Source organism: Niallia sp. FSL M8-0099 (assembly GCF_038006945.1).
GTDB lineage: Bacteria > Bacillota > Bacilli > Bacillales > Cytobacillaceae > Niallia > Niallia circulans.
Genome location: NZ_JBBOWF010000001.1, coordinates 1,487,894 through 1,514,524 on the forward strand (window position 1 = coordinate 1,487,894; position 26,631 = coordinate 1,514,524).

Consider the following 26,631-nt stretch of genomic DNA (forward strand, 5'->3'; position numbering starts at 1 on the left):
AATAATGACAAATACAATAAATGACTCTTCTCTCTATTTATCAGACTATCAGAAATCAAATACTTCCACAGGCGGTTCAGCTTTAGGGAAAGACGATTTTTTGAAAATTTTAATTACACAACTGCAAAACCAAGATCCAACGAGTCCGATGGATGATAAAGAGTTTATCGCACAAATGGCACAGTTCTCAAGCTTGGAACAAATGCAAAATTTGAATACAGCCATGACTAATTTAATTTCACTACAAACTCAGTCAAACCTTATCTCATACGGACAATTTATTGGTCAAGAAGTGAATTGGAACAAAGTAGAAACTGATAATGCTGGAAACAAAACAACATCTTCAGGTACCGGAAAAGTGAGCTCAGTTGCTTATTCGGAGGACAGTGTCATTTTTACATTGGATGATGGAACAAAAATTACGCCTGCTGACATATCAAGTATGAGTAATAATACTTCGGAAAATAATCTTGTGCTAGCAAGTCAATTAATTGGAAAAAATGTTTCTTATTTGAACGAGAATAAGGAAGAAGTAAGTAATAGAGTTCTCTCTGTATCATTAAAAAATGGACAAATTCAATTAACATTAGGTGATGAGGCAGAAACGCAAATTACTTCTGGACAAATTACAAAAATTGAATAGGAAGTGATTAAATGGATAAGCCTATTTATCCTTCCATAAAATCACAAGCTGCTATTAAGAACGGTATTGAGGCGATAAAATCTAAATCAACTTTGCATAAAGCCCAGAACATTCCATCATTTTCTACTCATTTACAGCAATCTATTTCTTCTTTAAATACGTTGAGTATTAGTAAACATGCTAATGAAAGACTTCAACAACGAGGGATTGAGATAGATGATGCTAAATGGAAGGCGATTGAGGAAAAAGTTACCGAGGCAAAGAAAATGGGCATTAAGGAATCTCTAGTACTTTTAAATAATGCTGCCTTAATTGTTAGTGCAAAAAATAATACAGTAATCACGGCAATGGATCGTGAAGAAGCGACAGACCATATCTTTACCAATATTAATGGAACAATCATTATGAATTAAGAGGCTGGACCAAAAATGGAGGCCGACAACTGCTGAGCGATAGAGGCAGTTCATTCGAAGGGAGATAATAATAAATGTTACGTTCATTATATTCAGGGATAAGTGGAATGAAAAACTTTCAAACAAAATTAGATGTTATTGGGAATAATATCGCAAATGTAAATACTTATGGTTTTAAAAAAGGTCGAACAACATTCAGTGATTTGATTAGTCAAACGGTTTCTGGTGCAACAGCTCCTGCAAATGGAAATGGTGGTACGAATTCAAAGCAAATCGGGCTAGGATCTCAGCTTGCTTCAATCGATACGGTTCATACGCAAGGACCTACACAATATACAGGAAGAGGGCTTGATTTGGCGATTTCTGGTGAGGGGTATTTTGTTGTAGAAGATGGAGAGGGGAATCCATTTTATACCAGAGCAGGAAACTTTTACTTTGATGAAAATAGAAATATTGTTACGTCAAGTGGACTAAAAGTATCTGGTGTAGGTACTATTCCAGCGTCAGCAAAAAGTTATAGCATAGGTACGGATGGAACGATTACTTATGTTGATGAAAACGGAGAAACACAGAATGCTGGACAAATCGTACTTGCGAAGTTTAATAACCCAGAAGGTTTAGAGAAAGTAGGCGGGAATATATTTCAGGTTTCTAATAACTCTGGAGCTCCTATTTTATCTACTCCTGGTCAAGCAGGTACTGGTTCAGTGAATAGTAGTTACTTAGAAATGTCAAACGTTGATTTATCAGAAGAATTCACGGATATGATTGTTTCTCAAAGAGGATTTCAGGCAAATACAAAAATCATTACAACTTCTGATGAAATTCTTCAAGAATTAGTTAACTTAAAACGATAATTTAATTGGAGGAATAGGGGTTATTCGTGAGGCTAGCCCCTAATAAAAAAATGATACAGTTAACTCGACTAAATGGAAAAACGTTTTTACTTAATGCTTTATTTATTGAAACAGTCGAATCTTTTCCTGATACAACGATAACTTTAACAAATGGCAATAAATTTGTTGTTAAAGAAAGTGAAGAGGATGTATTAGAGAAAATGAATCATTTTTTTCAAAAAGTAAACCTCTTCGGATTACCACATGTGGGAGACAAAGGCGATGAAGAATAATAAAGTTATTATTATAATGCTCGTTTTATTACTAGTTATTACACTAGCAGGTGCAGGAGCTTTTATTTATATTTGGAAATTTACTGGCGAGCAAAAGGCAAATGAACCTTCGATTGATGAAATCTTGGAATCTTCTGTGGATATTGAAGAGATGACGACAAATTTAGCGTCTAATAATTTCATTCGAATATCCTTCAAAATTCAAACAGATAGTAAGGAAGCGAAGGAAGAATTGGAAAAAAGAGATTTTCAAGTGAAGAATATTATTATTCAAGAATTATCTGAGAAAAAAACAGAAGATTTAAAAGGGAAAGCTGGTCAAATTAAATTAGAGAACGATCTTAAGGATAAAATTAATGAACTGATGCAAGAAGGCAAAGTAGTCCAAGTTTATATTGTAAACTCTCTACTCCAATAAAATAAAAGAGAATAGATGGAGGTGAGTAATTTTGTCAGCTGATATTTTATCCCAAAATGAAATAGATGCCCTGCTTTCGGCTTTATCATCTGGTGAAATGGATGCAGATGAGCTGAAAAAAGAGCAACAGGAAAAAAAGATTAAGGTATATGATTTTAAAAGAGCATTACGGTTTTCGAAGGATCAAATTCGAAGTTTAACAAGAATTCATGAAAATTATGCTAGATTATTAACAACTTTTTTCTCAGCACAATTAAGGACATATGTGCAAATATCTGTTACATCAGCAGATCAAATTCCATACGAAGAGTTCATTCGTTCGATTCCGAAAATGACTATTTTAAATGTATTCGATGTTCCGCCACTTGAAGGCAGAATCTTGATGGAAGTAAATCCTAATATTGCCTATGCCATGATGGATCGAATGATGGGCGGAAGAGGCAGCAGTATAAATAAAGTGGAAAATTTGACAGAAATTGAAACGAAAATTATGTCAAATACATTCGAAAGTGCCTTTGATCATTTTAGAGAGGCAATGGAAGATTTAGTGGATATTGAACCAAGTCTTGCTGAATTCGAAGTAAATCCACAGTTTTTACAAATGGTTTCTCCTAATGAAACGGTTGTAGTAATTTCCTTAAGTACTACGATTGGGGAAACAAGTGGAATGATAAATATTTGTATTCCGCATGTGGTGCTAGAGCCGATTATTCCGAAGCTATCCGGGCATTACTGGATGCAGGCAGAGAAAAAGGAAAGGTTACCTGAATTTACTGCTCGTTTAGAAGAAAATATTCAGCAATCGATTGTGCCGGTTGTCGCTGAACTTGGTACTTCTGATATTTCCATCCAGGATTTTTTAATGTTGGACATTGGAGATGTTATTGAAATGAATCAAACGATACAACAGCCCCTAATCATTAAAGTTGGAGAGATCCCTAAATTTATTGGACAACCTGGTAAATTAAATAAAAAAATGGCTGTTCAAGTCTTAGGAACTTTAGAGGAGGGGAAGGAAGATGGTGAGTAAGGATATGCTTTCACAAGATGAAATTGATGCTCTCTTAAGGGGAGATAGTGATACAAATGATAGTCCTGAAATGGATGTAGAAAAGTATTTATCAGATATAGAGAAAGATACGTTAGGAGAAATCGGAAATATATCCTTTGGTAGCTCTGCGACAGCTCTGTCTACGTTATTAAATCAGAAAGTAGATATTACGACACCTACCGTAAGCGTAATATCCAAGAATATGCTGTCTGACGAGTTTCCCCAACCTTATGTCGCAATAAGAGTTAATTATACAGAAGGATTTTCGGGTATGAATTTACTTGTTATTGAACAAACAGATGCAGCTGTTATTGCTGATTTGATGCTTGGGGGAGATGGATTAAATGCCAATCCTGAAATGTTAGGAGAAATCCAGCTAAGCGCAGTGCAAGAAGCGATGAACCAAATGATGGGCTCTGCTGCAACTTCCATGTCTACTATTTTTAGCAAAAAAGTAGATATTTCTCCACCAAGTATCGATATTTTAAACATTCATGATGGAGAAGGAACTGAGTCAATTCCGGATGAAGACGTCTTAGCTAAAATTTCTTTTCGAATTAAAATCGGGGATTTAATAGATTCGAAGATTATGCAAGTATTACAGCTTTCTTTTGCGAAAAAGTTAGTAGAAGGATTAATAAATCCTAATAATAATGAAGAAGAAGTTTCCAATATTTCCGAAGTGGATTATAATTCAGTATATGAGCCAAAAGAACCAATGCAAGAGTCACAAGCGACAGCTAATTATCAAACAGTTTCAAATCCAATGGCAAATAATCCTGTTAATACTAGTTCTCATCCAGCAAATGTGACTCAGCAGCAATATTTTGGTTCAGGAAATCATACACAGGGCCCGCCACCGAATGTGCAGCCTGCAGGTTTTTCTAGTTTTGATACACCGACTTCAACAGTTACAGAAACAAAGAACTTGGAAATGCTACTAGACATACCATTACAAGTAACGGTTGAGCTTGGCAGAACGAAGCGATCTGTTAAGGAAATTCTAGAGTTGTCTTCAGGCTCTATTATTGAATTAGACAAGTTAGCAGGAGAACCTGTTGATATTCTTGTAAATAACCGATTGGTTGCACAAGGGGAAGTAGTGGTAATTGATGAGAATTTCGGTGTGCGTGTAACTGATATTGTTAGTCAAAAGGATCGATTAAAGAATTTAAAATAATTTTTGGGGGTTTTGAGGAATATGGCACAGAAAATATTAATCGTTGATGACGCCGCTTTTATGCGAATGATGATTAAGGATATTTTATCGAAGAATGGGTATGAAATCGTAGGAGAAGCTGCCGATGGTATGCAAGCAATTGAAAAATATAAAGAAACACAACCAGATCTAGTAACAATGGATATTACCATGCCAGAAATGGATGGAATTACTGCCTTAAAAGAAATTAAAAATATTAATCCAAATGCGAAAGTTATTATGTGTTCAGCAATGGGACAACAAGCAATGGTTATTGATGCAATCCAAGCTGGTGCAAAAGATTTTATTGTTAAGCCATTCCAGGCAGATCGCGTGTTGGAAGCTATCAGTAAAACATTAGGCTAAAAATTAAATTAGAGGGTGCCGAATGTGAATAAAGTAAATTTATTAATTCGTTGTTCACTGCTCATCATTGTTCTGCTAGGCTTTGGAAATCAAGCCTATGCAGAACAAATTGATAAAAGTGTATATGATAATATCTTACAGAACCAATCAGAAAAGAATAAAGCAGAAGATGATACGAAGAAAGATATGAAAACAGAGCAGAATTCTAAAAATGACAATCAAACTAAGGAACAATCTGATTTACTTTTGGAAGAAACAAATTCAGATGAATCACGTTCCCTCGGGGTTACTATTTGGGATTTCGTTAAGATGATTTTTGCAACCATATTTGTTGTTTTCTTAATATATTTTATCTTGCGCTTTATAAACAAAAGAAATCATGGTTATAAAAACTCGCAAATTATTGAAAATATTGGTGGTACAGCGTTAGGTGCAAATCGCTCCATTCAATTAATAAAAGTAGGGAAGCGGTTATTAATAGTAGGTGTGGGAGATAGTATTCAATTAATCAAAGAGATTGAGGATGAACAAGAATATAAAGAAATATTAGAAGAATATAATCGAAAATTAGATCAACTAGTACAACCAAGCGATATTGTGACAAAGGTGAAGAATGTAATATCTTCTAGTCATTCTGCTCCGAAGACAAAAGAATCTTTTTCTATCCGTTTATCAAAAGAATTAGAAAGAATATCAAGTGAACGTAAGGAAAAGATGGACGTACTAGAGAAGAAAAAGAAAGGATCGTCAGAAAAAAATGAATGAGTTTATACAGTTTTTTAATAACAATGACCCAGGTAATGTTTCTACTTCTGTTCAATTGTTATTATTATTAACCGTCCTTTCTTTAGCACCTAGTATCATCATATTACTAACTAGCTTTACAAGAATAGTGATTGTTCTTTCCTTTGTCAGAACAGCGCTTGCAACCCAACAAATGCCCCCTAACCAAGTCATTGTAGGGCTAGCATTATTTTTAACATTTTTTATTATGGCTCCTACTTTTCAGGAAGTAAACGATAAAGCTTTAACACCATTATTTAATGAAGAAATCACATTAGAAGAAGCCTATGATAATGCCTCTCTGCCACTGAAAGAATTCATGAGCAAACATACGAGGCAGAAGGATTTAGCATTATTTTTGAATTATTCAAAAGCAGAAACTCCAGAATCAATTGAGGATATCCCATTAACGACGTTAGTACCTGCTTTTGCAATTAGTGAATTAAAAACAGCTTTTCAAATCGGATTTATGATCTTTATTCCGTTTTTAGTTATTGATATGGTTGTTGCAAGTATTTTAATGTCGATGGGGATGATGATGCTGCCGCCAGTAATGATTTCTTTACCATTTAAGATTTTATTATTCATTATGGTAGATGGTTGGTATTTAGTTGTAAAATCACTGTTAGAAAGTTTTTAAGAAGGTGAAAGAATGTCACAGGAAATGGTTATTTCCATAGCTGAGAAAGGCGTACTTACAGTATTAATTATCAGCGGTCCACTGTTAATTATTGCGTTGGCAGTTGGACTAATCATCAGTATTTTTCAAGCAACAACACAAATCCAAGAGCAGACTTTGGCGTTTGTCCCAAAAATTGTAGCGGTTCTTGTAGGTCTTATTTTTTTTGGATCATGGATGCTGAGTCATATGCTTTCTTATACGAAAGATATATTTTCAAATCTAACAAGGTTTATTGGATAGAAGGATGATGAATGAACTTTTATCAAATTTTCCAGCATTTTTGTTAATCCTTGTTCGAGTTACTTCGTTCTTTTTAATGCTGCCTTTCTTTTCTTATCGGACGATACCTACGACTTTTAAAGTGGGTTTAGGCTTTTTTTTATCGCTAGTTATGTTTTGGGGAATGGATGTACCTGCATTAACCATTGATACAGGTTACTATTTTCTTATTCTTAAAGAAGCTTTAGTTGGGCTTTCGATTGGATTTGTCGCATATATGTTATTTTCTGCTATTCAAATTGCAGGGGGATTTATTGATTTTCAAATGGGATTTGCCATTGCGAATGTGATCGATCCTCAAACAGGAACTCAAAGTCCGCTGACGGGTCAATATTTGACAATTATCGCTATGTTTTTTTTATTAGCATCTAATGGTCATCATTTACTATTAGACGGTATTTATTATAGCTATCAGTTTATACCGCTCGAACAGCCTTGGATTAAGTTTGGAAATGGTGAGTTAGCAGAGTTTCTTATTAAAACATTCAGTTTAATGTTTATGATTGCTTTTCAGATGTCTATTCCTATTGTGGGAAGCATCTTTTTAGTAGATGTCGGATTAGGGATTGTAGCAAGAACTGTCCCTCAATTAAATATTTTTGTTGTTGGTGTTCCTATCAAAATTATTGCAGGACTAATTATTCTCTTTATAGTTATGGGTGTACTAATGACCACTGTATCCCATTTGTTCTCTTCCATTGTTACAACGATGAGAGGGATGATGAACATTATAGGGGGGATTGGTTAAATGAAGCTCCTATCATTAGATATTCAGTTTTTTGCAGGAGAAAAAACGGAAAAGGCTACTCCAAAGAAAAGACAAGACACGAGAAAAAAAGGACAAGTGGCAAAAAGTCAGGATGTTAATACAGCGCTTGTTCTTTTAGTTGTTTTTGGTGTATTAAGTTTCACAGGGGAATACCTTTTAGATGGGTTACTGTCTCTTTTCACCTATACCTTTAGTGATTTTATAAACATTAATCTGTCAATCAATACGATACAAGGTTTGTTTTTAGATATTGTAAAGGAAGTAGCACTTTTATTAAGTCCTATTTTAATTGCTGCTCTTGCCGGGGGACTAATTGCCAATTATATGCAGGTCGGTGTTTTGTTCTCTCCGGAAGCAATTAAATTTAAATTAGAAAAAATAAATCCAATTTCGGGATTTAAGAGATTGTTTTCACTTCGTTCGATTGTAGAATTGCTGAAGTCATTGTTGAAAATTACAGTGATTGGTATTGTTGTATTTTCCGTTCTATGGGGAAAAATGGATGAAATTCTAATCCTCTCTCATAAATCTATTGGTTCTATTGCTGTTACAATTGCTAAGTTAACCGTGCAGATGGGGCTTTATGCTTCTATTGTGCTGTTAGTGATAGCACTCATGGATTATATGTATCAGCGATATGACTATGAAAAGAATATTCGGATGTCAAAACAAGATATTAAAGACGAATATAAAAACATGGAAGGTGACCCCTTAATAAAGTCCAAAATTAAGCAGAAGCAGAGAGAAATGGCAATGCACAGAATGATGCAGGATGTGCCTACCGCTGATGTTGTCATTACGAATCCAACTCATTATGCGATTTGTCTGAAATATGATGAAGATAAGTATGACGCACCTTATGTTGTCGCAAAAGGGGTCGATTTTGTTGCCCAAAAAATAAAATTAGTAGCAAAAGAAAATAATGTTGTCATGGTAGAGAATCGACCATTGGCAAGGGCAATGTACAGCCAAGTAGAAATAGGCGATTTAGTTCCAGAAGAATTTTATAAGGCTGTTGCAGAAATTCTAGCTTTCGTCTACCAAACTAGAGATAAATAATAGCATTACTCGTAAAGGAATTATTGTAAATATTATAGACATAAATGTGTTTTTTAAGGAGCGGAAGAAATGGCAAGGAGAGACTTAATCGTAGTGATTGGGGTAATCCTCATTATTGCAATGTTGATTATCCCATTTCCAACATGGTTATTAAGTGTGTTAATTTTACTTAATATTACGTTGGCATTACTTATCTTATTATTAACTATGAATATGAGTGAGGCTTTGGAGTTCTCTATTTTCCCTTCACTTTTGTTGTTAACGACCCTATTTCGCCTTGGTCTCAATGTATCCACCACTAGAGCTATATTATCAAAAGGGGATGCAGGAGGGGTAGTACATACCTTTGGAACATTCGTAATTGGCGGCAATATTGTTGTTGGGTTAGTTGTCTTTTTAATTCTTGTCATCATTCAATTTATTGTTATCACCAAAGGGTCTGAGCGTGTATCAGAGGTTGCTGCACGTTTTACATTAGATGCAATGCCAGGTAAGCAGATGAGTATTGATGCTGATTTAAATGCTGGGATTATTTCCGAGCAAGAGGCAAGACAACGTCGTGAAAAAGTTGGTAGAGAAGCAGACTTTTATGGTTCGATGGATGGGGCAAGTAAATTTGTCAAAGGAGATGCCATAGCTGGAATCATTATTGTTTTTATTAACTTGATTTTTGGTATCGTCATCGGGATGACTCAGCTTGGTATGGCAGCTGGGGATGCTGCTCAGCATTTTTCCTTACTATCCGTTGGAGACGGGATTGTCAGTCAAATACCTGCATTACTAATTTCAACAGCAACAGGGATTGTTGTAACAAGAGCTGCTTCAGAAGGAAATCTTGGTTCTGATATCACTTCTCAGTTATTGGCATATCCAAAAATGCTTTATGTAGCAGGAGGAACAATCTTTTTATTAGGACTGTTTACACCAATTGATGACTTTTTGACGATTCCTATTGCAGGACTTTTAATATTTGGAGCTTATTACTTATCGAAAAAGCCAAAGCAAAATTTAGAACAAATGCAGGAGCTTGAGGAAGAGATCCAAACAGATGAGCTAAAAAGTCCTGAAAGTGTAGTTAGTTTACTAAGTGTGGATCCAATTGAATTTGAGTTTGGTTATGGTCTTATTCCTTTAGCCGATGCCAATCAAGGAGGGGACCTATTAGATAGGGTGGTCATGATTAGAAGGCAGCTAGCGATAGAGTTAGGTCTTGTCATTCCTGTTGTTCGGATTCGCGATAATATTCAATTACAGCCAAATGAATACCGATTAAAGATAAAGGGAAATGAGAGAGCAAGCGGGGAACTGCTTCTGGATCATTACTTAGCGATGAGTCCTGGGATGGACGATGATTCCATTGAGGGAATTGATACGATTGAACCATCTTTTGGCCTGCCGGCTAAATGGATAACAGAAAGTACGAAGGAACAAGCCGAAATCTTTGGTTATACCGTTGTTGATCCTCCATCCGTTGTTTCTACACATATTACAGAGGTAATTAAGGCAAATGCCCATGAGTTATTAGGAAGACAAGAAACGAAACAATTAGTGGATCATGTAAAAGAAAGCTATCCGATTTTAATCGAAGAAGTAACACCAAGTCCGTTGTCGATTGGAGAAATTCAAAAGGTTTTAGCAAAACTTTTAAGGGAAAATGTTTCTATTCGCAATTTACCAGTCATTTTCGAAACATTAGCTGATTTTGGAAAAATGACAGCTGATACAGATTTATTAGTTGAATATGTTAGACAATCTTTAGCACGTCAAATAACTACCCAATACACGAATCAAAATGATTCTTTAAAAGTAGTAACTTTGTCAGGAAAAGTGGAAAAACTAATCGCAGATAATATTCAGCAAACAGAGCATGGAAACTTCTTAGCGTTAGATCCAAATATTTCCCAATCAATTTTAGAGAGTATTGCTGGGCAAATTGAACAATTATCTGTAATGGAACAGATGCCAATTCTTTTATGTTCGCCAGCTGTTCGTATGTATGTAAGACAATTGACAGAACGTTATTTTCCACAAGTTCCAGTATTATCGTACAATGAATTAGAAGCAAATGTAGAAGTTCAAAGTGTGGGAGTTGTGAATATCGAATGAAAATCCAAAAATACGTAGCACGGGATATGCCAGAAGCAATGAAAAAGATTCGAGCGGAATTAGGGAATGATGCCGTCATTCTTCATTCAAAAGTAATTTATACAGGCGGCTTCTTAGGCTTATTTAAAAAAAGAAATATTGAAGTACTCGCAGCCATTGATCCGAGTATTTCAGAGACAACAATTTCTAAGCAAACAAAAAAGCGAGAAATACGCAGTCCTGTTTTAATTAAAGAACCGGCTTTTAGGGCTGATGCAGATAATTCAGCTAATAATATAAGTTTAAAAGAGGGAGAGAAAATATCTGATTATCCAGAGATAGTAAAGCATTTAAATGAAATTAATCAAAATGTAAAAGCGAATAGAAGTATGACATTTTCTATTCCTGCTCCTATAACTAAAATAGTAAATCAATTAGATAAACAAGGGATAGACGAAGAAATTAAGACAGGATTAGTGAAAGATTTAGTAGCTAAATGGTATGCAGCAGGCGAAGACGTCTTAGAGTCTCAGGTTACTGAGTGGGCACGGCAATTTCTATTAGCGGAGATTTCCCCTTTTTCGTTTGGGGAAATCTCTTTAGCCAAAAAATATATTAATGTCATTGGGCCAACAGGTGTGGGTAAAACAACAACTTTAGCCAAAATTGCTGCCAATATCATTTTAAGACAGCAAAAATCAGTAGGATTTATTACAACAGATACATATAGGATTGGGGCAATCGAACAACTTAAAACATATGCGAATATTTTAGATGTTCCCTTAGAGGTTTGTTATTCACTGGAAGATTTTGAGCATGCTACGAAAAAACTGGAAGAATGCGATGTTATTTTAATTGATACAGCAGGAAGAAATTTCAGAAATAAAAAATATGTAGAAGATTTAATGCAAGTGGTCGATTATAAAAGAGAAATGGAAACGTTACTTGTTTTATCTATGACAGCAAAGCAAGATGACTTAGAAGAGATTTATCAACAATTTTCCGCAATCAAGATTGATGCTTTCGTGTTCACAAAATTAGATGAAACATCTTCGTATGGGGCAATGATTAATTTAATTGTTGCTTGTAAAAAAGGTGCTGCTTATATTACAACAGGTCAGAATGTCCCAGATGATATAGTTCCAGCAACCCCAGAGGAGTTAGTAAATAAACTATTTGAGGTAGTTGAAGAATGAACGATCAAGCTTCTATCTTACGAAAAAAAATTGAACAATTAAATGCAAACAAAAGGCACTCCAATCACAAAACATTGGCGATTATCAGTGGAAAAGGCGGTGTGGGAAAGTCGAATTTTTCGCTTAACTTTGCACTCACTCTTCAAAAAAGAGGTTATCGTACTTTACTGATTGATATGGATATTGGTATGGGGAATATTGATATTCTAATGGGGACACAGTCTCGCTATACGATCGTTGACTTTTTTAGAAATGATATTAATTTTGAGTATATTATTTCGAAAGGATTTGATGGATTAGACTATATTGCAGGTGGTTCTGGACTAAGTGATTTTGTCGATATGGAAGAAGAGAAACTAGAGAGCTTTTTCCATCATTTTCAAGGGATATTAAATCACTATGACTATATTTTATTTGATATGGGAGCTGGAATTAGTACGGATTCTTTAAAGTTTATTCTATCTGTTGATGATTGTATCGTCATCACAACACCTGAACCTACTTCTATAACAGATGCGTATGCTGCAATGAAATTTATTCATACAAGAAATGCAGTACTTCCGTTATATCTTGTCGTTAATCGAACAATGGAGAAAAAAGATGGGGCAGAAACGTTACAAAAACTTCAGCAAGTTGTAAAAAAATTTTTGCAGCGGGATCTTATTAATCTTGGCTATATACCAGATGACACAAATGTAGCACAAGCTGTACGAAAACAAATTCCTTTTGTTTTTTTTAATGAAAAATCAGAAGCGGCTAAAGCTTTGCGCGAAATTGCCGATAGATATGGTAAACAACAGTTTACAGAACCCTATCCAGTTAATAGACACAATTTCGTGTCTAAATTAAAAAGGTTTTTGTTTGAAAGGTAGTTGAGTTTAAAGTGGAGAAAATAAAGGTTCTTGTTATTGATGATTCTGCATTTATGCGTAAGCTAATTACAGATTTTCTCTCTGAAGACTCGAGAATAACCGTTATTGGTACAGCCAGAAATGGTGAAGACGGAATAAAGAAAATTAAGCAATTAACTCCTGATGTGGTAACGCTTGATGTCGAAATGCCAGTCTTAGACGGTTTAAGTGCTTTAAAGAGAATTATGTTAGAGCATCCTGTACCAGTTCTCATGCTGTCAAGCATAACAAGGGTTGGAGCAGAAAGCACAATTCAGGCAATGCAAGCAGGGGCAATTGACTTTATTACAAAGCCTTCTGGGTCTATTTCACTAGATTTATATAAGGTTAAGCAGGAATTGGTAGAAAAAGTTATTCTAGCAAGTAAAGTAAAACCGAAAACATTATTAAATCTTTCAAATGAAGGAAAAAAGACTATTACTTCACAATCTTCTTATAGTAAAATAGAACCAAGAGAAGAAAATGAAAGAATAGTACAAAAGGCTGGATCAATCAGTAATTGGATGAACACCATGAAAAAGATTGTCATAATTGGAACTTCAACTGGTGGTCCAAGGGCATTACAGAAAGTCCTAACTAATTTACCAAGTGATATAGAAGCGCCTATTTTAATCGTTCAACATATGCCAGCAGGATTTACCCGATCCCTTGCAAATCGTCTTAACACGTTATCCGCCATTACCGTAAAGGAAGCGGAGCATGGGGAGATTATCCGCAATGGAGTTGCCTATATTGCTCCAGGAGGTCAGCATTTAAAGGTGAAAACAGTTGGTGTCCATACAGCAATTGATCTGGATCAAACTGCCCCTATAAATGGTCATAGGCCATCTGTTGATATTATGTTTGAATCTGTCAGCGATTTGAAAGCCTATGCAAAAATAGCAGTTATTATGACTGGGATGGGATCAGATGGCACAGATGGTTTATTAAAATTAGCAAAAAAAGGTAACGTAAAAGCTATTGCTGAGTCACAGGAGACATGTATTGTTTACGGAATGCCTAAAACAGCTATTGCCACGAATTATATTGATGAAATTCAAAAGGTAGATCATATTGCTGAAACTATTATGAAATATGTATAACGTCAAGGGATGTGAAGCAAGTGGAAATGAGTCAGTATTTAGAAGTATTTATTGAAGAGAGTAAAGAACATTTACAAGCATGTAACGAACATTTATTAGAGTTAGAAAAGGATCCTGAAAATTTACAAATAGTAAATGAGATTTTCCGTGCAGCTCATACTTTAAAAGGTATGTCTGCAACAATGGGCTATGAAGATTTAGCTAGTCTCACCCATCAAATGGAAAATGTACTTGATGCTATAAGAAATAAGAAAATTATTTTTTCTCCAGAAATATTGGATGTCATTTTCTTAGCTGTTGATGATCTTGATGCCATGGTAGAGTCAATCGCAAGCGGCGGCGATGGGAAAAGAAATGTAGAAGCAGTAGTTGAGAAGCTTGTACAAATCGAAAAAGGACTTCCTTTAAATCAAAAAACTGCAGAAGCTGAGGTTGCAGCAACAGCCATACAAGATGCTCCTGTAAAGCAAAATCAATATGATGAATTTGAAACAACTGTATTACAGCAATCATCTGATCAAGGCTTTTTTACTTATGAAATCAATATTACATTAAAAAGTGACTGTTTATTAAAAGCAGCGAGAGTTTATATGATATTTGAAGCTTTAGAATCTTTAGGAGAGGTTGTTAAGTCTCTTCCACCGGTGGAAGAGCTTGAAGAAGAAAAGTTCGACTATGACTTTATGGTAACTCTTATATCTAAAGAGGAAGCAGATAAAATTGAAGCGTCTGTTATGAAAGTTTCAGAGGTTGAAAAGGTAGCTGTACGAGAGTTCTTTGCAAATAGTCAATCTCCTAAGCAGCAAACGATAGCAGAAACTCCTGTTGCAGAAGAAGTACAAGCAAAAACGGATAATACATCTGTTACAGAAAATAGTACTCCGGCTGAAACTAAACAGCCTGAGAAGCAAACAGGGACTAAAGTATCTAATAAAACAATTCGTGTTAATATTGAGCGTTTAGATATTCTTATGAATCTATTTGAGGAACTTGTTATCGACAGAGGAAGATTGGAACAAATTTCTTCCACGCTTAAAGATCAAGAGCTTCATGAAACGGTAGAAAGAATGTCAAGAGTTACTGGTGATCTTCAAAATATTATCCTAAATATGCGCATGGTTCCTGTTGAGACAGTATTTAATCGTTTCCCAAGAATGGTCAGACAGCTCGCGCGTGATTTAAATAAGAAAATTGATTTGCAAATTGTTGGTGCAGAAACAGAGCTTGATCGCACAGTTATAGATGAGATTGGTGATCCATTAGTTCATTTAATTCGCAATGCACTTGACCATGGAGTCGAAACACCAGAAGTAAGACGAGCGAATAATAAAAGCGAAGAAGGAACAGTTGTTCTTCGTGCATATCATAGCGGAAACCATGTTTTTATTGAGTTGGAAGATGATGGAGCAGGAATTAATAAAGAAAAAGTCCTTTCTAAAGCAATTAATAAAGGAATTATTTCAAAAGAAGTTGCTAAAACATTAACGAATAATCAAATTGCTGAACTTATTTTTGCTTCTGGTTTTTCTACTGCTGATCAAATTTCTGATATTTCAGGACGTGGAGTAGGGCTGGATGTAGTGAAAAATACAATTGAATCACTAGGTGGTTCGATTACAATCGAATCAGAGGAAGGAAAAGGATCGTTATTTTCTATCCAATTACCATTAACTTTATCGATTATTTCTGTGATGCTAGTTGAAATTCAAGCAGAAAAGTATGCTATTCCATTGTCATCTATTATTGAGACAGCTATTGTCAATAAGAATGATTTAATGCATGCTCATAATCAAACCGTTATCGATTTCCGTGGCAAAGTGGTGCCATTATTATTCCTAAAGGATATTTTTGATGTGCCATCAGCAGGAATCGAGAGTGACTATTATTCTGTCGTTATCGTAAGAAAAGGGGATAAATTAGCTGGTCTTGTTGTGGATGGATTTATCGGTCAGCAAGAAGTGGTTTTAAAATCACTAGGTACTTACCTTTCTAGTGCGTATGCTATATCTGGAGCAACTATCTTAGGAGACGGACAAGTGGCTTTAATTATGGATTGTAATGCTTTAATTAAGTAATCACCTGTACAAGGATTAATAGATGTTAGCGCAAGTGGCTTTACTTAGGAATGAATTCGTTAAGTATAATAACTACTTGTCGTAATTTTGTTTAGAACAAACCGAGGAATAATGATCTTGCGCTTTATGAATTGCAGATAGGTTATGTGAGAGGGATGAAAAGGGAATGAGCGATGCAGTTTCAACAGAACAAAAATTAATAATATTTGAATTGAAGGGAAAAGAGTATGCTATTTCCGTCAATGAAGTAATGTCGATAGAGAAAAACATGCATATTACAAGAATTCCAAATATCGCTCCTTTTGTTAAAGGTGTGATTAACCTTAGAGGAGTAGTAACTCCCATAATTGATTTACGACTTCGTTTTAATTTGGAAGAAATTCCATACACGGATAGCACAAGAATTATCATTATTATGCTTGAAGATATGGAAGTAGGTATAATTGTTGATTCTGCTAATGATGTCGTAGATGTCGATACTGCTCTTTATGAGCCTGCTCCAGAGACAATCAATGGCGATGAAGTCGATTATATAAAAGGTGTAGTAAAGCTTGATAAACGTTTATTAATTCTTGTTGATTTAGAAAAAGTGTTTGATCGAAATATTTTAAGAAATTATTCTAATGGTAAAAGTGATGAGTAAGTATGGGGTATATTAATGATATAAATTCCTTAAAGCTTGATGTACTAAGAGAAATTGGTAATATCGGAGCGGGACATGCTGCCACCTCTTTATCAAAGCTTCTTAATAAAAAGATTGATATGAAGGTTCCAGATGTTCAAATTGTGACATTTGATGAGATGATGGAAATGGCAGGCGGTGCTGACAATATTGTTGCAGGGGTGTTTTTACGAATTGAAGGAGATGTTCCAGGAAGTATGTTTTTTATACTTCCTTTAGAACAAGCAGCTAAATTGGTTCAAGATATGATTGGTGACCCTTCTATTACCTTAGCTAAACCGCCATATGATGAGTTATCTATGTCTGCATTACAAGAACTAGGCAATATATTATCCGGTTCTTATTTGTCCTCTTTATCTGATTTTACGAAGTTATCTTTATATCCTTCCGTACCAGCACTTGCAATTGATATGGTTGGTGCAATTGTTACATATGGATTAGTTGAACATTCTCAAGTAAGTGATTATGCAATTGTCATCAATACGGAGTTAAATGGAGAAGAAATCACATTAGCTGACACTGTAAATGGCCATTTCTTTTTGCTGCCTGATCCTGATTCTTTTGCCCCTTTATTTCAGTCTTTGGGAGTGAAGGATGGTGACTGACCAAATTACAGTAATAAAAGTAGGAATTGCTGATATGAATGTGGTAGAGTCTCCTAATACAATTCGTACTTCTGGACTTGGTTCATGTGTGGGTATTGTATTATATAGCTCCCTAAAACCAATTGCTGGCTTAGCACATATTATGCTACCAGAAGCATCCATATCTAAATCCGGAACGCTCAATAAAGCTAAATTCGCAGATACAGCCATTGTAGAACTAGTAGAGCGTTTAGAAGGATTAGGATTAAAAAGAAGTACGTTGTTAGCGAAAATTGCCGGAGGGGCACAAATGTTTCAGTTTACTGGAACAAGCGATGTTATGAGAATAGGACCTCGAAATGTTGAAGCGGTTAAGAATACACTACAATCGTTAAGAATTAAATTGGTTAGTGAAGATGTTGGTGGAAATAGTGGTAGAACAATTGAGTTTTGTCCTGCTACCCATGAATTAACAATTCGAACGGTGAATAAAGGGATTCATATTATATAGTGTATAGTAATACTTTTAAAAGCAGAGAAATAAGACTACCTCTAATTTAAAGAATCCATGGTTTGGACTTTGGAATGTATTCTTTTATTAGGAGATAGTCTTTTTATTTTCATTTTCTCGGAAATTTCAGCAAAAAAAGAACTGATAATTATAGTTGTTAGTTCTTATTACCTAATTTTAAATGGGATATTTAGAAAGGATAGCTAATAATTCACGTCTTCTGCTAAAATCAATAGTGAAATATATACATAAACAAATGATAGGTATATCTTCCTTTCCTATTCATTCTATTTTTAAATGGAATGGATAAGATTATAAATGATAAAAATAAAATATGCAGACAAGCTCCTTATTATAGTAATTATAAATAATATACTTATGTATCATTGCACGAATACAAAAATATTGATTTTTTTGCTGAATTTAAGGGATATAGATAGGGAAGAAATGTACTTATATCCTTTTCAAGTTGTTACTTATATAGATAGAACTAGTTATATGCGTGTATGGTGTTCATTGTTTATAGAGGAGGGAAATTATTTAATGGCAAAGGAATCAACTACAGAAGAGAAGCAAGTATGGGAAATGTGGACTAGTACGAGAGATCAAGAAGCAGGTAATCAATTAATTAAAAAATATATGCCCTTAGTAAGTTTTCATGTTCAAAGAATTTCGATAGGGTTACCAAAAAGTGTTTCCCGAGATGAGCTAACAAGTCTTGGAATGATGGGACTATATGATGCCTTACAACGTTTTGATCCAAATAGGGATTTAAAGTTTGATACATATGCTTCCTTTCGGATTAGAGGCAGTATTATTGATGGACTTCGTAAAGAAGACTGGTTATCTAGAGGCACGAGGGAAAAGTCAAAAAAAATTGAGGCGGCCATTGAAAAACTCGAACAAAAATTAATGAGAAATATTACTGTTCAAGAAATTGCTGATGAGCTAGAGACTAGTGTTGACGAAGTATATGCAACAATGAATGAACATTTTTTTGCAAATATACTATCTATTGATGAGCAGATGAATGAAGGGGAAGAGAAAGAAGCACAAAGTTTCTCGATTCGTGATGATAAAACGGTTATTCCAGAGGAAAAAGTCGTAAGGGATGAATTGGTTCAAGAGATGGCCGCAAAAATTAAGGAGCTTAATGATAAGGAACAGCTGGTGATTAGTTTGTTTTATAAGGAAGAATTAACATTAACGGAAATTGGACAAGTTATGAATTTATCTACTTCTCGCATATCGCAAATTCACTCCAAAGCTATTTTTAAATTAAGACATTCATTAGAAAAAGTAATATAACGAAAAGGATGAGTGCACATGAGTTTAAAAGCATTAGAAATGCAAGTTGCATTACCACGAACTTATGATGCAGGGAAGCTTCAAGAACAACAGGACCAAAAACATCAGCAAATGTACACCTTCGCTGCTCAAGAAACCGGTAAGGAAGAAGAACGAAAGCGAACAACGGTTATTAAGGGGGAAGGGAACGGTAAAGTTACTACCAAGAAAAAAAGGGATAAGCAGTTTTTTGAACAAGAGATGAGGAAAGAAGAAAAGGAATTAGAAGATTTAGAGAGAATACAAACGATACACCCTTATAAAGGCCTAAGTATCGACTATAGTGGATAGAGGGATGAAATGGTTAATTTTTTACTTTTTTTAAGTATTACTTTAAATTTAATCGCAATACTTTGCATTGTGATTTTGTATGTTAGACAAAATCGCGTTGTAAATTTAGAAAAGGAACAGAGAGAGAATTTAGAAGAAATGGAAGAAGTGATTGCCACTTTTATTACAGAAATAAAAGAAGAAAATGAACAGTTTTTAAATAGACTTACTAGCTTTGAAGCTGATGAGAATCCACTAGATAAAAAAGAAGACAGTAAGGATAAAGCTGAAAGGATGGAATATAAGCCAAGAGAGATAAAAGGCAATAAAGCGATGCTGGATGCTTATAAAAATGTGACTGCTTCTGTACAAGAAAATAGCCTAAAAGAGGATCGGTTGGAGAAGGAAGATGTCAATGAACTATTAAATTTAATCTTGCCACCAGAAAAAAAACAGAAAGAAAAGTCAATAGTAGAAGTAGCAAAAGAGATGCAGGCGGAAGGGAAGAGCATCGAAGAAATAGCAAAAGCATTAAATAAAGGAAAGACAGAGATGGAACTATTACTTAAATTTAGACAAAATTCGTAAATGTACTTGATTGTACACAATACATATGCTATATTAACAAATGGTGTTAATACACACGCTTTTGGATTTAATCATTGGTGCTGTAATTTTTACAGTTTTGATTAAAAATGATAAAAGCGGAGGAAATCAAAACCATTAGGAGGAAAAAACATGTCAGTTATTTCAATGAAACAATTACTTGAAGCTGGTGTACATTTCGGTCACCAAACTCGCCGTTGGAACCCAAAAATGAAAAAATATATTTTCACAGAGCGTAACGGCATCTACATCATCGACCTTCAAAAAACAGTTAAAAAGGTTGAAGAAGCTTATAACTATGTGAAAGAATTAGCTGGAAACGGCGGTACAGTTCTTTTCGTTGGTACTAAAAAGCAAGCACAAGATTCAGTTAAAGAGGAAGCTATCCGTTCTGGTCAATACTATGTTAACCAACGCTGGTTAGGTGGAACTTTAACTAACTTTGAAACAATTCAAAAACGTATTGCTCGTTTGAAAGATATTGAAAGAATGGCTGAAGACGGTACATTCGACGTACTTCCTAAAAAAGAAGTAGTTCAATTAAACAAAGAGCTTGAGCGTTTAGAAAAATTCCTAGGCGGAATTAAAGATATGAAAAAAATTCCTGACTGCCTATTCATCGTAGATCCACGTAAAGAACGTATTGCAGTAGCAGAAGCTCATAAATTAAATATTCCAATCGTTGGTATTGTTGATACTAACTGTGATCCAGACGAAATTGACGTTGTTATTCCTGCGAATGATGATGCAATCCGTGCTGTTAAATTATTAACTGCAAAAATGGCAGATGCTATTCTTGAAGCTAAACAAGGCGAAGAAGTAACAACTGCTTAATTAGAACCGAATGACTTGTTATACAAAATAGTTTTGGATCAATCGATAAACTAAAATGGATAATAAGTAATTGTTAGGGACTTGTGGAAAAGGTGATAAAGAGCATCCCTCTTATCACCTTTTTTTCAAGCGTCCTGCTTAAAAGTGAGATAAATTGGATAAAAAAATAATACATAAACCTTAAGGAGGCAAATTACTATGGCTGTTACAGCTCAAATGGTAAAAGAACTACGTGAAAAAACTGGTGCTGGAATGATGGATTGTAAAAAAGCACTTACTGAAACAAATGGTGATTTAGATAAAGCGATTGACTTCTTACGTGAAAAAGGGATTTCAAGTGCTGCGAAAAAAGCAGATCGTGTAGCAGCTGAAGGTTCAACTTTTATCGCGGTAGAAGGTAATGAAGCAGTAATTCTTGAGGTTAACTCTGAAACAGATTTCGTTGCGAAAAACGAAGGTTTCCAAACTTTGGTTAAAGAACTTGCTTCCCATATCTTAGCTACTAAACCTGCAACTGTTGAAGAAGCACATACTTCCAACATTACAGAAGGAACTACTGTTGAAGCACACATCAATGCTGCAATTGCTAAAATTGGTGAAAAATTATCTTTACGTCGTTTTGAAATCAAAACAAAAACTGATAATGATGCTTTCGGTGCTTATCTTCATATGGGTGGACGCATTGGTGTTTTAACTGTATTAGAAGGTACTACTGATGAATCAGCTGCTAAAGATGTTGCAATGCACATTGCTGCATTAAACCCTAAATATGTTTCTCGTGACCAAGTTTCTCAAGAAGAAGTGGCACATGAGAGAGAAGTATTAACACAACAAGCACTTAACGAAGGTAAACCAGCTAACATCGTTGAAAAAATGGTTGAAGGCCGCTTAGGTAAATATTTTGAAGATGTTTGTGCACTTGATCAATCATTTGTTAAAAACCCAGATCAAAAAGTTCGCCAATTCGTAGAATCTAAGGGTGCAACTTTACGTGAATTCGTTCGTTACGAAGTAGGAGAAGGAATCGAAAAACGTGAAGATAACTTTGCTGAAGAAGTTATGAACCAAGTTAACAAGAAATAATAAATGATCGATTAATGTTTTCATAGGGGGCACCATGGTGTTCCCTATTTTTCAAGATATTACAAATAAAGCGGAGGTTTCCATGAGTAGTAATCCAAAATATAAACGTGTTGTTCTGAAATTAAGTGGCGAAGCATTAGCTGGTGAAGCTGGATTTGGTATAAATCCAAGTATCATTAAAAACGTAGCACAGCAAGTAAAGGAAGTTGCTGATCTTGGTGTGGAAGCAGCTGTAGTAGTCGGCGGTGGAAATATTTGGCGTGGTAAAATTGGGGAAGAAATGGGAATGGACCGTGCCAACGCTGATTACATGGGAATGCTCGCTACAGTAATGAATTCATTAGCCCTTCAAGATAGTTTAGAGCAAATGGGCATTGAAACACGTGTTCAATCTTCTATCGAAATGAGACAGGTAGCTGAGCCATATATTAGAAGACGTGCAATTCGACATCTTGAGAAGAAACGTGTTGTGATTTTTGCAGCAGGAACAGGAAACCCTTATTTCTCAACAGATACAACAGCTGCCTTACGAGCTGCTGAAATTGAAGCAGACGTTATATTAATGGCGAAGAATAATGTAGATGGCGTATATTCTGCAGATCCGAAAGTGGATAACACTGCTACGAAATACGAGGAACTTACTTATTTTGATGTGATTAAAGATGGTCTTGCTGTAATGGATTCAACCGCTTCATCATTATGTATGGACAATGACATTCCGTTAATTGTATTCTCTATTACGGAAAATGGCAATATTAAGAGAGCTGTAATGGGAGAAACAATTGGAACAATAGTGAGGGGGAAAAATAATGCCTAAACAAGTTATCGCTAATACTAAAGACAGAATGGATAAAGCAATTCAAAGCTATTCGCGCGAGCTTGCAAGTATTCGTGCTGGAAGAGCAAATGCTTCCTTATTAGATCGTATTACAGTTGATTATTATGGTGCTCCAACACCAGTTAATCAACTTGCAGGTATCAGTGTACCAGAGGCTAGATTACTTGTTATTCAGCCGTATGATAAAACTGTTCTTGGAGATATTGAGAAAGCTATTCTTAAATCTGATATAGGTTTAAATCCTTCTAATGATGGTAGTGTTATCCGTCTTTCTATTCCAATGTTAACAGAAGAGCGTCGTAAGGAATTAGTGAAGAATGTGAAAAAAGAATCAGAAGAAGCAAAAATTGCTATTCGCAATATTCGCCGTGACGGCAATGATGATTTGAAAAAGCTAGAGAAAAATGGAGAAATCACAGAAGATGATCTTCGCGGCTACAATGATGACATTCAAAAATTAACAGATGAATACATCAATAAAGTCGATGCTTTAACAAAAGAGAAAGAAAAAGAAATTTTAGAAGTATAACCTAAACGTATTTAGTGGATATTTCAACATTTCAATTGAATAGGAAGTTTATTGTTCTTGAGTTAAACCCTCTACTTTATAGGGGGTTTTTTTCTTCATGTTAGTAAAAATAAGGATAAAAAATATAGCCTGAAATATTCATTCTTTGTACATAAAATAGTGAAAACTAACGAGTTTTTTAATTGATAGTTGCTTAGGTTGACTATTTTCCTATAATATAGAAAGGGAACTTATTTGATTATCCTTTTATTGGATAGGTTATGGAAAAGAATTTATTAGAAAAGTGGATCCTTACCATTAGTAGTTTAGGCAATATCGTTATCATAATGATTATCCTGAATAGTAGATAATATAAACAGATATAGATAATAGTATTTACCGTACATAATCACTGTGAATAGAGAGTTACAAAAGGGATCTATTTTGGAGGAGCTATTTTATGTTTAACAAAATAAGGTTATGGAAGAAGAAACCTGTTTCTTCTAATTTCCAAGACCGAATATCAGCACTTAAAATGCGACAAATTCCAGAGCATGTTGCAATTATCATGGATGGAAATGGAAGATGGGCAAAAAAGAGAACGTTGCCTAGAATTGCAGGCCATCATGAAGGAATGAAATGTGTAAAACGAATTACAGCTATTGCAAATGATCTTGGAATCAAAGTGTTAACTTTATATGCTTTTTCCACAGAAAATTGGAAAAGGCCGAAATCGGAAGTTGATTACATTCTGTCCCTTCCAGAACAATTTCTTAGTACATTTTTACCTGAATTAATTGAAAAAAATGTTCGCGTAACAGCCATTGGCTATACAGAAGGATTACCAGAATCTACTTTGAATGCCCTAAATCGAGCAGTAGAACAAACAAAGCATAATACAGGTCTTCATTTAAACTTTGCCTTAAATTATGGTTCTAGGGCCGAAATCATAGATGCTGTTAAAAATGTTGTAAAAGACAGTCAAACGGGAAAAATAGAAATAGATAACTTAACAGAAGAAGTATTTTCCTCTTATTTGATGACAGAAGATATAATCGAGCCAGATTTATTAATTCGTACAAGTGGAGAAATAAGAATAAGCAACTTCATGCTTTGGCAAATAGCTTATTCCGAACTATACTTTACGAATGTACTATGGCCAGATTTTAGTGAATTACATTTATTCGAAGCAATAGAAGAATTTCAAAACAGACAACGCCGTTTTGGTGGAGTCTGAAGAGAGTTGGTTTAGAGATGAAGCAAAGAATCATAACAGCAATTATTGCAATAGCCGTATTTTTACCATTTGTATTAATTGGAAAACTACCATTAGTTCTTTTTACTTTTCTATTAGTTGGAATTGGTGTATTTGAAATGTTTAGAATGAGAAAAATTTCATTTTTTTCTATTCCGGGATTTATTTCATTAATTACCGTATGGATGATTGTTCTGCCGAATCATTATATAAGTTCGTGGAATATGAATAAAATAGAATTGGGCTTAATCGCTGTTTTATTTTATTTAACTTATATGGTTTTTTCTAAAAATAAATTTACATTTGATGATGTTGCTTTTACGATACTAGCTGTCATCTATATTGGAACAGGATTCCATTTCTTTATTGAAATTAGAGAAACGGATTTAGCTTTTCTTATTTATTCACTATTTATCATTTGGGCCACTGATTCTGGTGCATACTTCATCGGAAGAGCAATTGGAAAACGAAAATTATGGCCAGAAATAAGTCCAAATAAAACAGTCGAAGGATTTATTGGCGGGATAGTAAGTGCTTTAGTAGTAGGAGTTCTATTTAGTGTGTTTGGATACATAGAATGGTCTATAGGCTTTGCTTTTACTACCATTATCTTATCTATTTTTGGACAAATTGGTGATTTAACAGAATCTGCGTTAAAACGTCACTATGATGTGAAGGACTCAGGAAAGTTATTACCAGGACATGGCGGAATTCTGGATCGGTTTGACAGTCTTATTTTTGTCTGGCCGCTGCTTTATTTTATCTTTGAACGTTTTCTTCATTTAATTTAAAATAAATAGTAGGAAATATTGGGTGTAGGAGTGAGGTAGTGAAGTATATTAGTTTGCTAGGGGCGACAGGATCGATTGGAATGCAAACTTTGGATGTTATTAAAAGTCATCCAGATATGTTTGAATTAGTTGCCTTTTCATCAGGAAAAAATATAGAATTAACCAGAAAGATCATTCAAGAATTTAGACCGCAGCTTGTATCTGTTGCAGAAAAAAAAGATTATGAGCAATTAAAACAAATCTTCCCAGATATATGTTTTAGCTATGGATTGGATGGATTAATAGAAGCAGCCGTTTTTGATAAAGCTGATATTCTGGTAAATGCAGTAATCGGTAGTGTTGGTTTACATCCAACGTTACAAGCAATTGAAGCGGGAAAGGTTATAGCGATTGCAAATAAGGAAACATTAGTTACTGCAGGACATATTGTAATGGATGCAGCTGCAAAATATAATGTTCCTGTATTACCAGTTGATAGTGAGCATTCTGCTATTTTTCAATGTTTACAAGGGGAAAACCCGAAAAATATTGAGCGCCTTATTATTACTGCCTCTGGAGGAAGTTTCCGCGATCTTAGTAGAAAAGAGTTAGAGCAGGTGACAGTGGATGACGCTTTAAATCATCCAAATTGGTCAATGGGTGCGAAAATTACGATTGATTCGGCGACAATGATGAATAAGGGTTTAGAAGTAATTGAAGCGCACTGGTTATTTGGGCTTCCATATGAGAAAATAGATGTATTACTACATAAAGAAAGTATCATTCATTCAATGGTAGAATTCCATGATAGTAGTGTAATCGCTCAATTAGGTACTCCAGATATGCGAATACCCATTCAATATGCTCTTTCGTTTCCAGAGCGTCTAGCTGCAGCAAATGGGAAAAAATTAGATTTAGCTGCGATTGGAAAATTGCATTTTCAGCCTATGGACTTAGAGAGATTTAGATGTCTTCATTTTGCTTTTGAGGCTGGAAAAGCAGGTGGAACTTTACCAACAGTATTAAATGCAGCGAATGAAGTGGCAGTACAAAAATTCTTAAATCAAGAAATTAGCTTTCTACAAATTGAAGATTTAATCGAAAAAGCACTAAATAGTCATCAGAATATACTAAACCCTAGTCTTGAAGTGATCCAAGAGATTGACTTAGAAACAAGAAAAAGAGTAAGCACACTTCTATAAAA

General features: G+C 34.8%; 31 protein-coding genes. All 31 read left to right on the forward strand.

The annotated features are described in order from the left end of the window. The first annotated feature begins 4 nt into the window (after positions 1-4). The gene (gene flgD, locus NSQ92_RS06920) at positions 5-643 is read left to right on the forward strand and encodes a flagellar hook assembly protein FlgD (protein ID WP_144544214.1); all 639 of its coding nucleotides are present in this window, start codon (positions 5-7) and stop codon (positions 641-643) included. 11 nt (positions 644-654) lie between these two features. Next, a complete protein-coding gene (locus tag NSQ92_RS06925) occupies positions 655-1,056 on the forward strand; it encodes a TIGR02530 family flagellar biosynthesis protein (RefSeq protein WP_144544215.1) in 402 nt (133 codons plus the stop codon). Between the two features lie 74 nt (positions 1,057-1,130). Continuing rightward, a complete protein-coding gene (gene flgG, locus NSQ92_RS06930; RefSeq protein WP_341152503.1) occupies positions 1,131-1,913 on the forward strand; it encodes a flagellar basal body rod protein FlgG in 783 nt (260 codons plus the stop codon). Positions 1,914-1,963: 50 nt separating this feature from the next. Further along, the gene (locus NSQ92_RS06935) at positions 1,964-2,185 is read left to right on the forward strand and encodes a flagellar FlbD family protein (RefSeq protein ID WP_144544382.1); all 222 of its coding nucleotides are present in this window, start codon (positions 1,964-1,966) and stop codon (positions 2,183-2,185) included. Beyond that, positions 2,175-2,603 carry a flagellar basal body-associated protein FliL gene (gene fliL / locus NSQ92_RS06940; protein WP_144544217.1) on the forward strand — a complete coding sequence of 143 codons (429 nt, stop codon included), beginning with the start codon at positions 2,175-2,177 and terminating at the stop codon, positions 2,601-2,603. Before NSQ92_RS06935 ends, fliL begins: the two co-directional genes overlap by 11 nt. Before the next feature lie 31 nt (positions 2,604-2,634). Continuing rightward, on the forward strand, positions 2,635-3,633 hold the full coding sequence (gene fliM, locus NSQ92_RS06945; protein ID WP_047940011.1) for a flagellar motor switch protein FliM: 999 nt from the start codon (positions 2,635-2,637) through the stop codon (positions 3,631-3,633). Next, positions 3,623-4,834 (forward strand): flagellar motor switch phosphatase FliY, encoded by a 1,212-nt coding sequence (gene fliY / locus NSQ92_RS06950; RefSeq protein WP_095257545.1) that lies wholly within the window; start codon positions 3,623-3,625, stop codon positions 4,832-4,834. Before fliM ends, fliY begins: the two co-directional genes overlap by 11 nt. 21 nt (positions 4,835-4,855) lie before the next feature. Further along, on the forward strand, positions 4,856-5,218 hold the full coding sequence (locus NSQ92_RS06955; RefSeq protein ID WP_016201134.1) for a response regulator: 363 nt from the start codon (positions 4,856-4,858) through the stop codon (positions 5,216-5,218). Positions 5,219-5,242: 24 nt separating this feature from the next. Further along, positions 5,243-5,983, forward strand: a complete 741-nt coding sequence (locus NSQ92_RS06960; protein WP_053215546.1) for a flagellar biosynthetic protein FliO — start codon at positions 5,243-5,245, stop codon at positions 5,981-5,983. After that, positions 5,976-6,641 (forward strand): flagellar type III secretion system pore protein FliP, encoded by a 666-nt coding sequence (fliP, locus tag NSQ92_RS06965; RefSeq protein WP_047940013.1) that lies wholly within the window; start codon positions 5,976-5,978, stop codon positions 6,639-6,641. Before NSQ92_RS06960 ends, fliP begins: the two co-directional genes overlap by 8 nt. A 12-nt stretch (positions 6,642-6,653) precedes the next feature. Further along, positions 6,654-6,923: a flagellar biosynthesis protein FliQ gene (fliQ, locus tag NSQ92_RS06970; protein ID WP_047940014.1), complete on the forward strand. Its 270-nt coding sequence runs from the start codon at positions 6,654-6,656 to the stop codon at positions 6,921-6,923. A gap of 7 nt (positions 6,924-6,930) precedes the next feature. Beyond that, the gene (fliR, locus tag NSQ92_RS06975) at positions 6,931-7,710 is read left to right on the forward strand and encodes a flagellar biosynthetic protein FliR (RefSeq protein WP_047940015.1); all 780 of its coding nucleotides are present in this window, start codon (positions 6,931-6,933) and stop codon (positions 7,708-7,710) included. Then, a complete protein-coding gene (flhB, locus tag NSQ92_RS06980; RefSeq protein WP_047940016.1) occupies positions 7,711-8,790 on the forward strand; it encodes a flagellar biosynthesis protein FlhB in 1,080 nt (359 codons plus the stop codon). 69 nt (positions 8,791-8,859) lie between these two features. After that, positions 8,860-10,896, forward strand: a complete 2,037-nt coding sequence (gene flhA, locus NSQ92_RS06985; RefSeq protein WP_061796680.1) for a flagellar biosynthesis protein FlhA — start codon at positions 8,860-8,862, stop codon at positions 10,894-10,896. Further along, positions 10,893-12,071: a flagellar biosynthesis protein FlhF gene (flhF, locus tag NSQ92_RS06990; RefSeq protein WP_341152504.1), complete on the forward strand. Its 1,179-nt coding sequence runs from the start codon at positions 10,893-10,895 to the stop codon at positions 12,069-12,071. The genes flhA and flhF overlap by 4 nt, the downstream gene beginning before the upstream one ends. After that, positions 12,068-12,943, forward strand: a complete 876-nt coding sequence (locus tag NSQ92_RS06995; RefSeq protein WP_341152505.1) for a MinD/ParA family protein — start codon at positions 12,068-12,070, stop codon at positions 12,941-12,943. The genes flhF and NSQ92_RS06995 overlap by 4 nt, the downstream gene beginning before the upstream one ends. A gap of 11 nt (positions 12,944-12,954) precedes the next feature. Further along, the gene (locus NSQ92_RS07000; RefSeq protein WP_095321299.1) at positions 12,955-14,064 is read left to right on the forward strand and encodes a protein-glutamate methylesterase/protein-glutamine glutaminase; all 1,110 of its coding nucleotides are present in this window, start codon (positions 12,955-12,957) and stop codon (positions 14,062-14,064) included. Positions 14,065-14,084: 20 nt separating this feature from the next. Next, the gene (locus NSQ92_RS07005; RefSeq protein ID WP_336044823.1) at positions 14,085-16,139 is read left to right on the forward strand and encodes a chemotaxis protein CheA; all 2,055 of its coding nucleotides are present in this window, start codon (positions 14,085-14,087) and stop codon (positions 16,137-16,139) included. 166 nt (positions 16,140-16,305) lie between these two features. Beyond that, positions 16,306-16,782, forward strand: coding sequence for a chemotaxis protein CheW (locus NSQ92_RS07010; RefSeq protein ID WP_047940022.1), 477 nt, complete (start codon positions 16,306-16,308; stop codon positions 16,780-16,782). Between the two features lie 2 nt (positions 16,783-16,784). Then, on the forward strand, positions 16,785-17,426 hold the full coding sequence (locus NSQ92_RS07015) for a chemotaxis protein CheC (protein WP_047940023.1): 642 nt from the start codon (positions 16,785-16,787) through the stop codon (positions 17,424-17,426). Further along, positions 17,419-17,916: a chemotaxis protein CheD gene (locus tag NSQ92_RS07020; protein WP_047940274.1), complete on the forward strand. Its 498-nt coding sequence runs from the start codon at positions 17,419-17,421 to the stop codon at positions 17,914-17,916. The genes NSQ92_RS07015 and NSQ92_RS07020 overlap by 8 nt, the downstream gene beginning before the upstream one ends. A 543-nt stretch (positions 17,917-18,459) precedes the next feature. Further along, the gene (locus tag NSQ92_RS07025; RefSeq protein ID WP_047940024.1) at positions 18,460-19,224 is read left to right on the forward strand and encodes a FliA/WhiG family RNA polymerase sigma factor; all 765 of its coding nucleotides are present in this window, start codon (positions 18,460-18,462) and stop codon (positions 19,222-19,224) included. 18 nt (positions 19,225-19,242) lie between these two features. After that, positions 19,243-19,554 (forward strand): hypothetical protein, encoded by a 312-nt coding sequence (locus NSQ92_RS07030; RefSeq protein WP_061796667.1) that lies wholly within the window; start codon positions 19,243-19,245, stop codon positions 19,552-19,554. A 9-nt stretch (positions 19,555-19,563) separates the two neighbouring features. Beyond that, complete coding sequence (locus tag NSQ92_RS07035) at positions 19,564-20,121, forward strand: hypothetical protein (protein WP_061796665.1); 558 nt, start codon at positions 19,564-19,566, stop codon at positions 20,119-20,121. A 150-nt stretch (positions 20,122-20,271) separates the two neighbouring features. Continuing rightward, positions 20,272-20,973, forward strand: coding sequence for a 30S ribosomal protein S2 (rpsB, locus tag NSQ92_RS07040; protein WP_016201151.1), 702 nt, complete (start codon positions 20,272-20,274; stop codon positions 20,971-20,973). A gap of 198 nt (positions 20,974-21,171) precedes the next feature. Beyond that, positions 21,172-22,056 (forward strand): translation elongation factor Ts, encoded by an 885-nt coding sequence (tsf, locus tag NSQ92_RS07045; protein WP_047940027.1) that lies wholly within the window; start codon positions 21,172-21,174, stop codon positions 22,054-22,056. An 82-nt stretch (positions 22,057-22,138) separates the two neighbouring features. Further along, positions 22,139-22,873, forward strand: coding sequence for a UMP kinase (pyrH, locus tag NSQ92_RS07050; RefSeq protein WP_047940275.1), 735 nt, complete (start codon positions 22,139-22,141; stop codon positions 22,871-22,873). Then, positions 22,866-23,423: a ribosome recycling factor gene (gene frr, locus NSQ92_RS07055; protein WP_047940028.1), complete on the forward strand. Its 558-nt coding sequence runs from the start codon at positions 22,866-22,868 to the stop codon at positions 23,421-23,423. Before pyrH ends, frr begins: the two co-directional genes overlap by 8 nt. A gap of 439 nt (positions 23,424-23,862) precedes the next feature. After that, the gene (locus tag NSQ92_RS07060) at positions 23,863-24,639 is read left to right on the forward strand and encodes an isoprenyl transferase (protein WP_047940029.1); all 777 of its coding nucleotides are present in this window, start codon (positions 23,863-23,865) and stop codon (positions 24,637-24,639) included. A gap of 17 nt (positions 24,640-24,656) precedes the next feature. Then, positions 24,657-25,448 carry a phosphatidate cytidylyltransferase gene (locus NSQ92_RS07065; RefSeq protein WP_047940030.1) on the forward strand — a complete coding sequence of 264 codons (792 nt, stop codon included), beginning with the start codon at positions 24,657-24,659 and terminating at the stop codon, positions 25,446-25,448. A gap of 38 nt (positions 25,449-25,486) precedes the next feature. Continuing rightward, positions 25,487-26,629 carry a 1-deoxy-D-xylulose-5-phosphate reductoisomerase gene (gene dxr, locus NSQ92_RS07070; RefSeq protein WP_047940031.1) on the forward strand — a complete coding sequence of 381 codons (1,143 nt, stop codon included), beginning with the start codon at positions 25,487-25,489 and terminating at the stop codon, positions 26,627-26,629. Positions 26,630-26,631: the final 2 nt, after the last annotated feature.

Coding starts and splice junctions, on each gene's coding strand:
- flgD (WP_144544214.1), top strand. CDS start 5: ATGACAAATACAATAAATGACTCTTCTCTCTATTTATCAGACTATCAG.
- NSQ92_RS06925 (WP_144544215.1), top strand. CDS start 655: ATGGATAAGCCTATTTATCCTTCCATAAAATCACAAGCTGCTATTAAG.
- flgG (WP_341152503.1), top strand. CDS start 1,131: ATGTTACGTTCATTATATTCAGGGATAAGTGGAATGAAAAACTTTCAA.
- NSQ92_RS06935 (WP_144544382.1), top strand. CDS start 1,964: ATGATACAGTTAACTCGACTAAATGGAAAAACGTTTTTACTTAATGCT.
- fliL (WP_144544217.1), top strand. CDS start 2,175: ATGAAGAATAATAAAGTTATTATTATAATGCTCGTTTTATTACTAGTT.
- fliY (WP_095257545.1), top strand. CDS start 3,623: ATGGTGAGTAAGGATATGCTTTCACAAGATGAAATTGATGCTCTCTTA.
- NSQ92_RS06955 (WP_016201134.1), top strand. CDS start 4,856: ATGGCACAGAAAATATTAATCGTTGATGACGCCGCTTTTATGCGAATG.
- fliP (WP_047940013.1), top strand. CDS start 5,976: ATGAATGAGTTTATACAGTTTTTTAATAACAATGACCCAGGTAATGTT.
- fliQ (WP_047940014.1), top strand. CDS start 6,654: ATGTCACAGGAAATGGTTATTTCCATAGCTGAGAAAGGCGTACTTACA.
- fliR (WP_047940015.1), top strand. CDS start 6,931: ATGAATGAACTTTTATCAAATTTTCCAGCATTTTTGTTAATCCTTGTT.
- flhB (WP_047940016.1), top strand. CDS start 7,711: ATGAAGCTCCTATCATTAGATATTCAGTTTTTTGCAGGAGAAAAAACG.
- flhA (WP_061796680.1), top strand. CDS start 8,860: ATGGCAAGGAGAGACTTAATCGTAGTGATTGGGGTAATCCTCATTATT.
- flhF (WP_341152504.1), top strand. CDS start 10,893: ATGAAAATCCAAAAATACGTAGCACGGGATATGCCAGAAGCAATGAAA.
- NSQ92_RS06995 (WP_341152505.1), top strand. CDS start 12,068: ATGAACGATCAAGCTTCTATCTTACGAAAAAAAATTGAACAATTAAAT.
- NSQ92_RS07010 (WP_047940022.1), top strand. CDS start 16,306: ATGAGCGATGCAGTTTCAACAGAACAAAAATTAATAATATTTGAATTG.
- NSQ92_RS07015 (WP_047940023.1), top strand. CDS start 16,785: ATGGGGTATATTAATGATATAAATTCCTTAAAGCTTGATGTACTAAGA.
- NSQ92_RS07025 (WP_047940024.1), top strand. CDS start 18,460: ATGGCAAAGGAATCAACTACAGAAGAGAAGCAAGTATGGGAAATGTGG.
- NSQ92_RS07030 (WP_061796667.1), top strand. CDS start 19,243: ATGAGTTTAAAAGCATTAGAAATGCAAGTTGCATTACCACGAACTTAT.
- NSQ92_RS07035 (WP_061796665.1), top strand. CDS start 19,564: ATGGTTAATTTTTTACTTTTTTTAAGTATTACTTTAAATTTAATCGCA.
- rpsB (WP_016201151.1), top strand. CDS start 20,272: ATGTCAGTTATTTCAATGAAACAATTACTTGAAGCTGGTGTACATTTC.
- tsf (WP_047940027.1), top strand. CDS start 21,172: ATGGCTGTTACAGCTCAAATGGTAAAAGAACTACGTGAAAAAACTGGT.
- pyrH (WP_047940275.1), top strand. CDS start 22,139: ATGAGTAGTAATCCAAAATATAAACGTGTTGTTCTGAAATTAAGTGGC.
- frr (WP_047940028.1), top strand. CDS start 22,866: ATGCCTAAACAAGTTATCGCTAATACTAAAGACAGAATGGATAAAGCA.
- NSQ92_RS07060 (WP_047940029.1), top strand. CDS start 23,863: ATGTTTAACAAAATAAGGTTATGGAAGAAGAAACCTGTTTCTTCTAAT.
- NSQ92_RS07065 (WP_047940030.1), top strand. CDS start 24,657: ATGAAGCAAAGAATCATAACAGCAATTATTGCAATAGCCGTATTTTTA.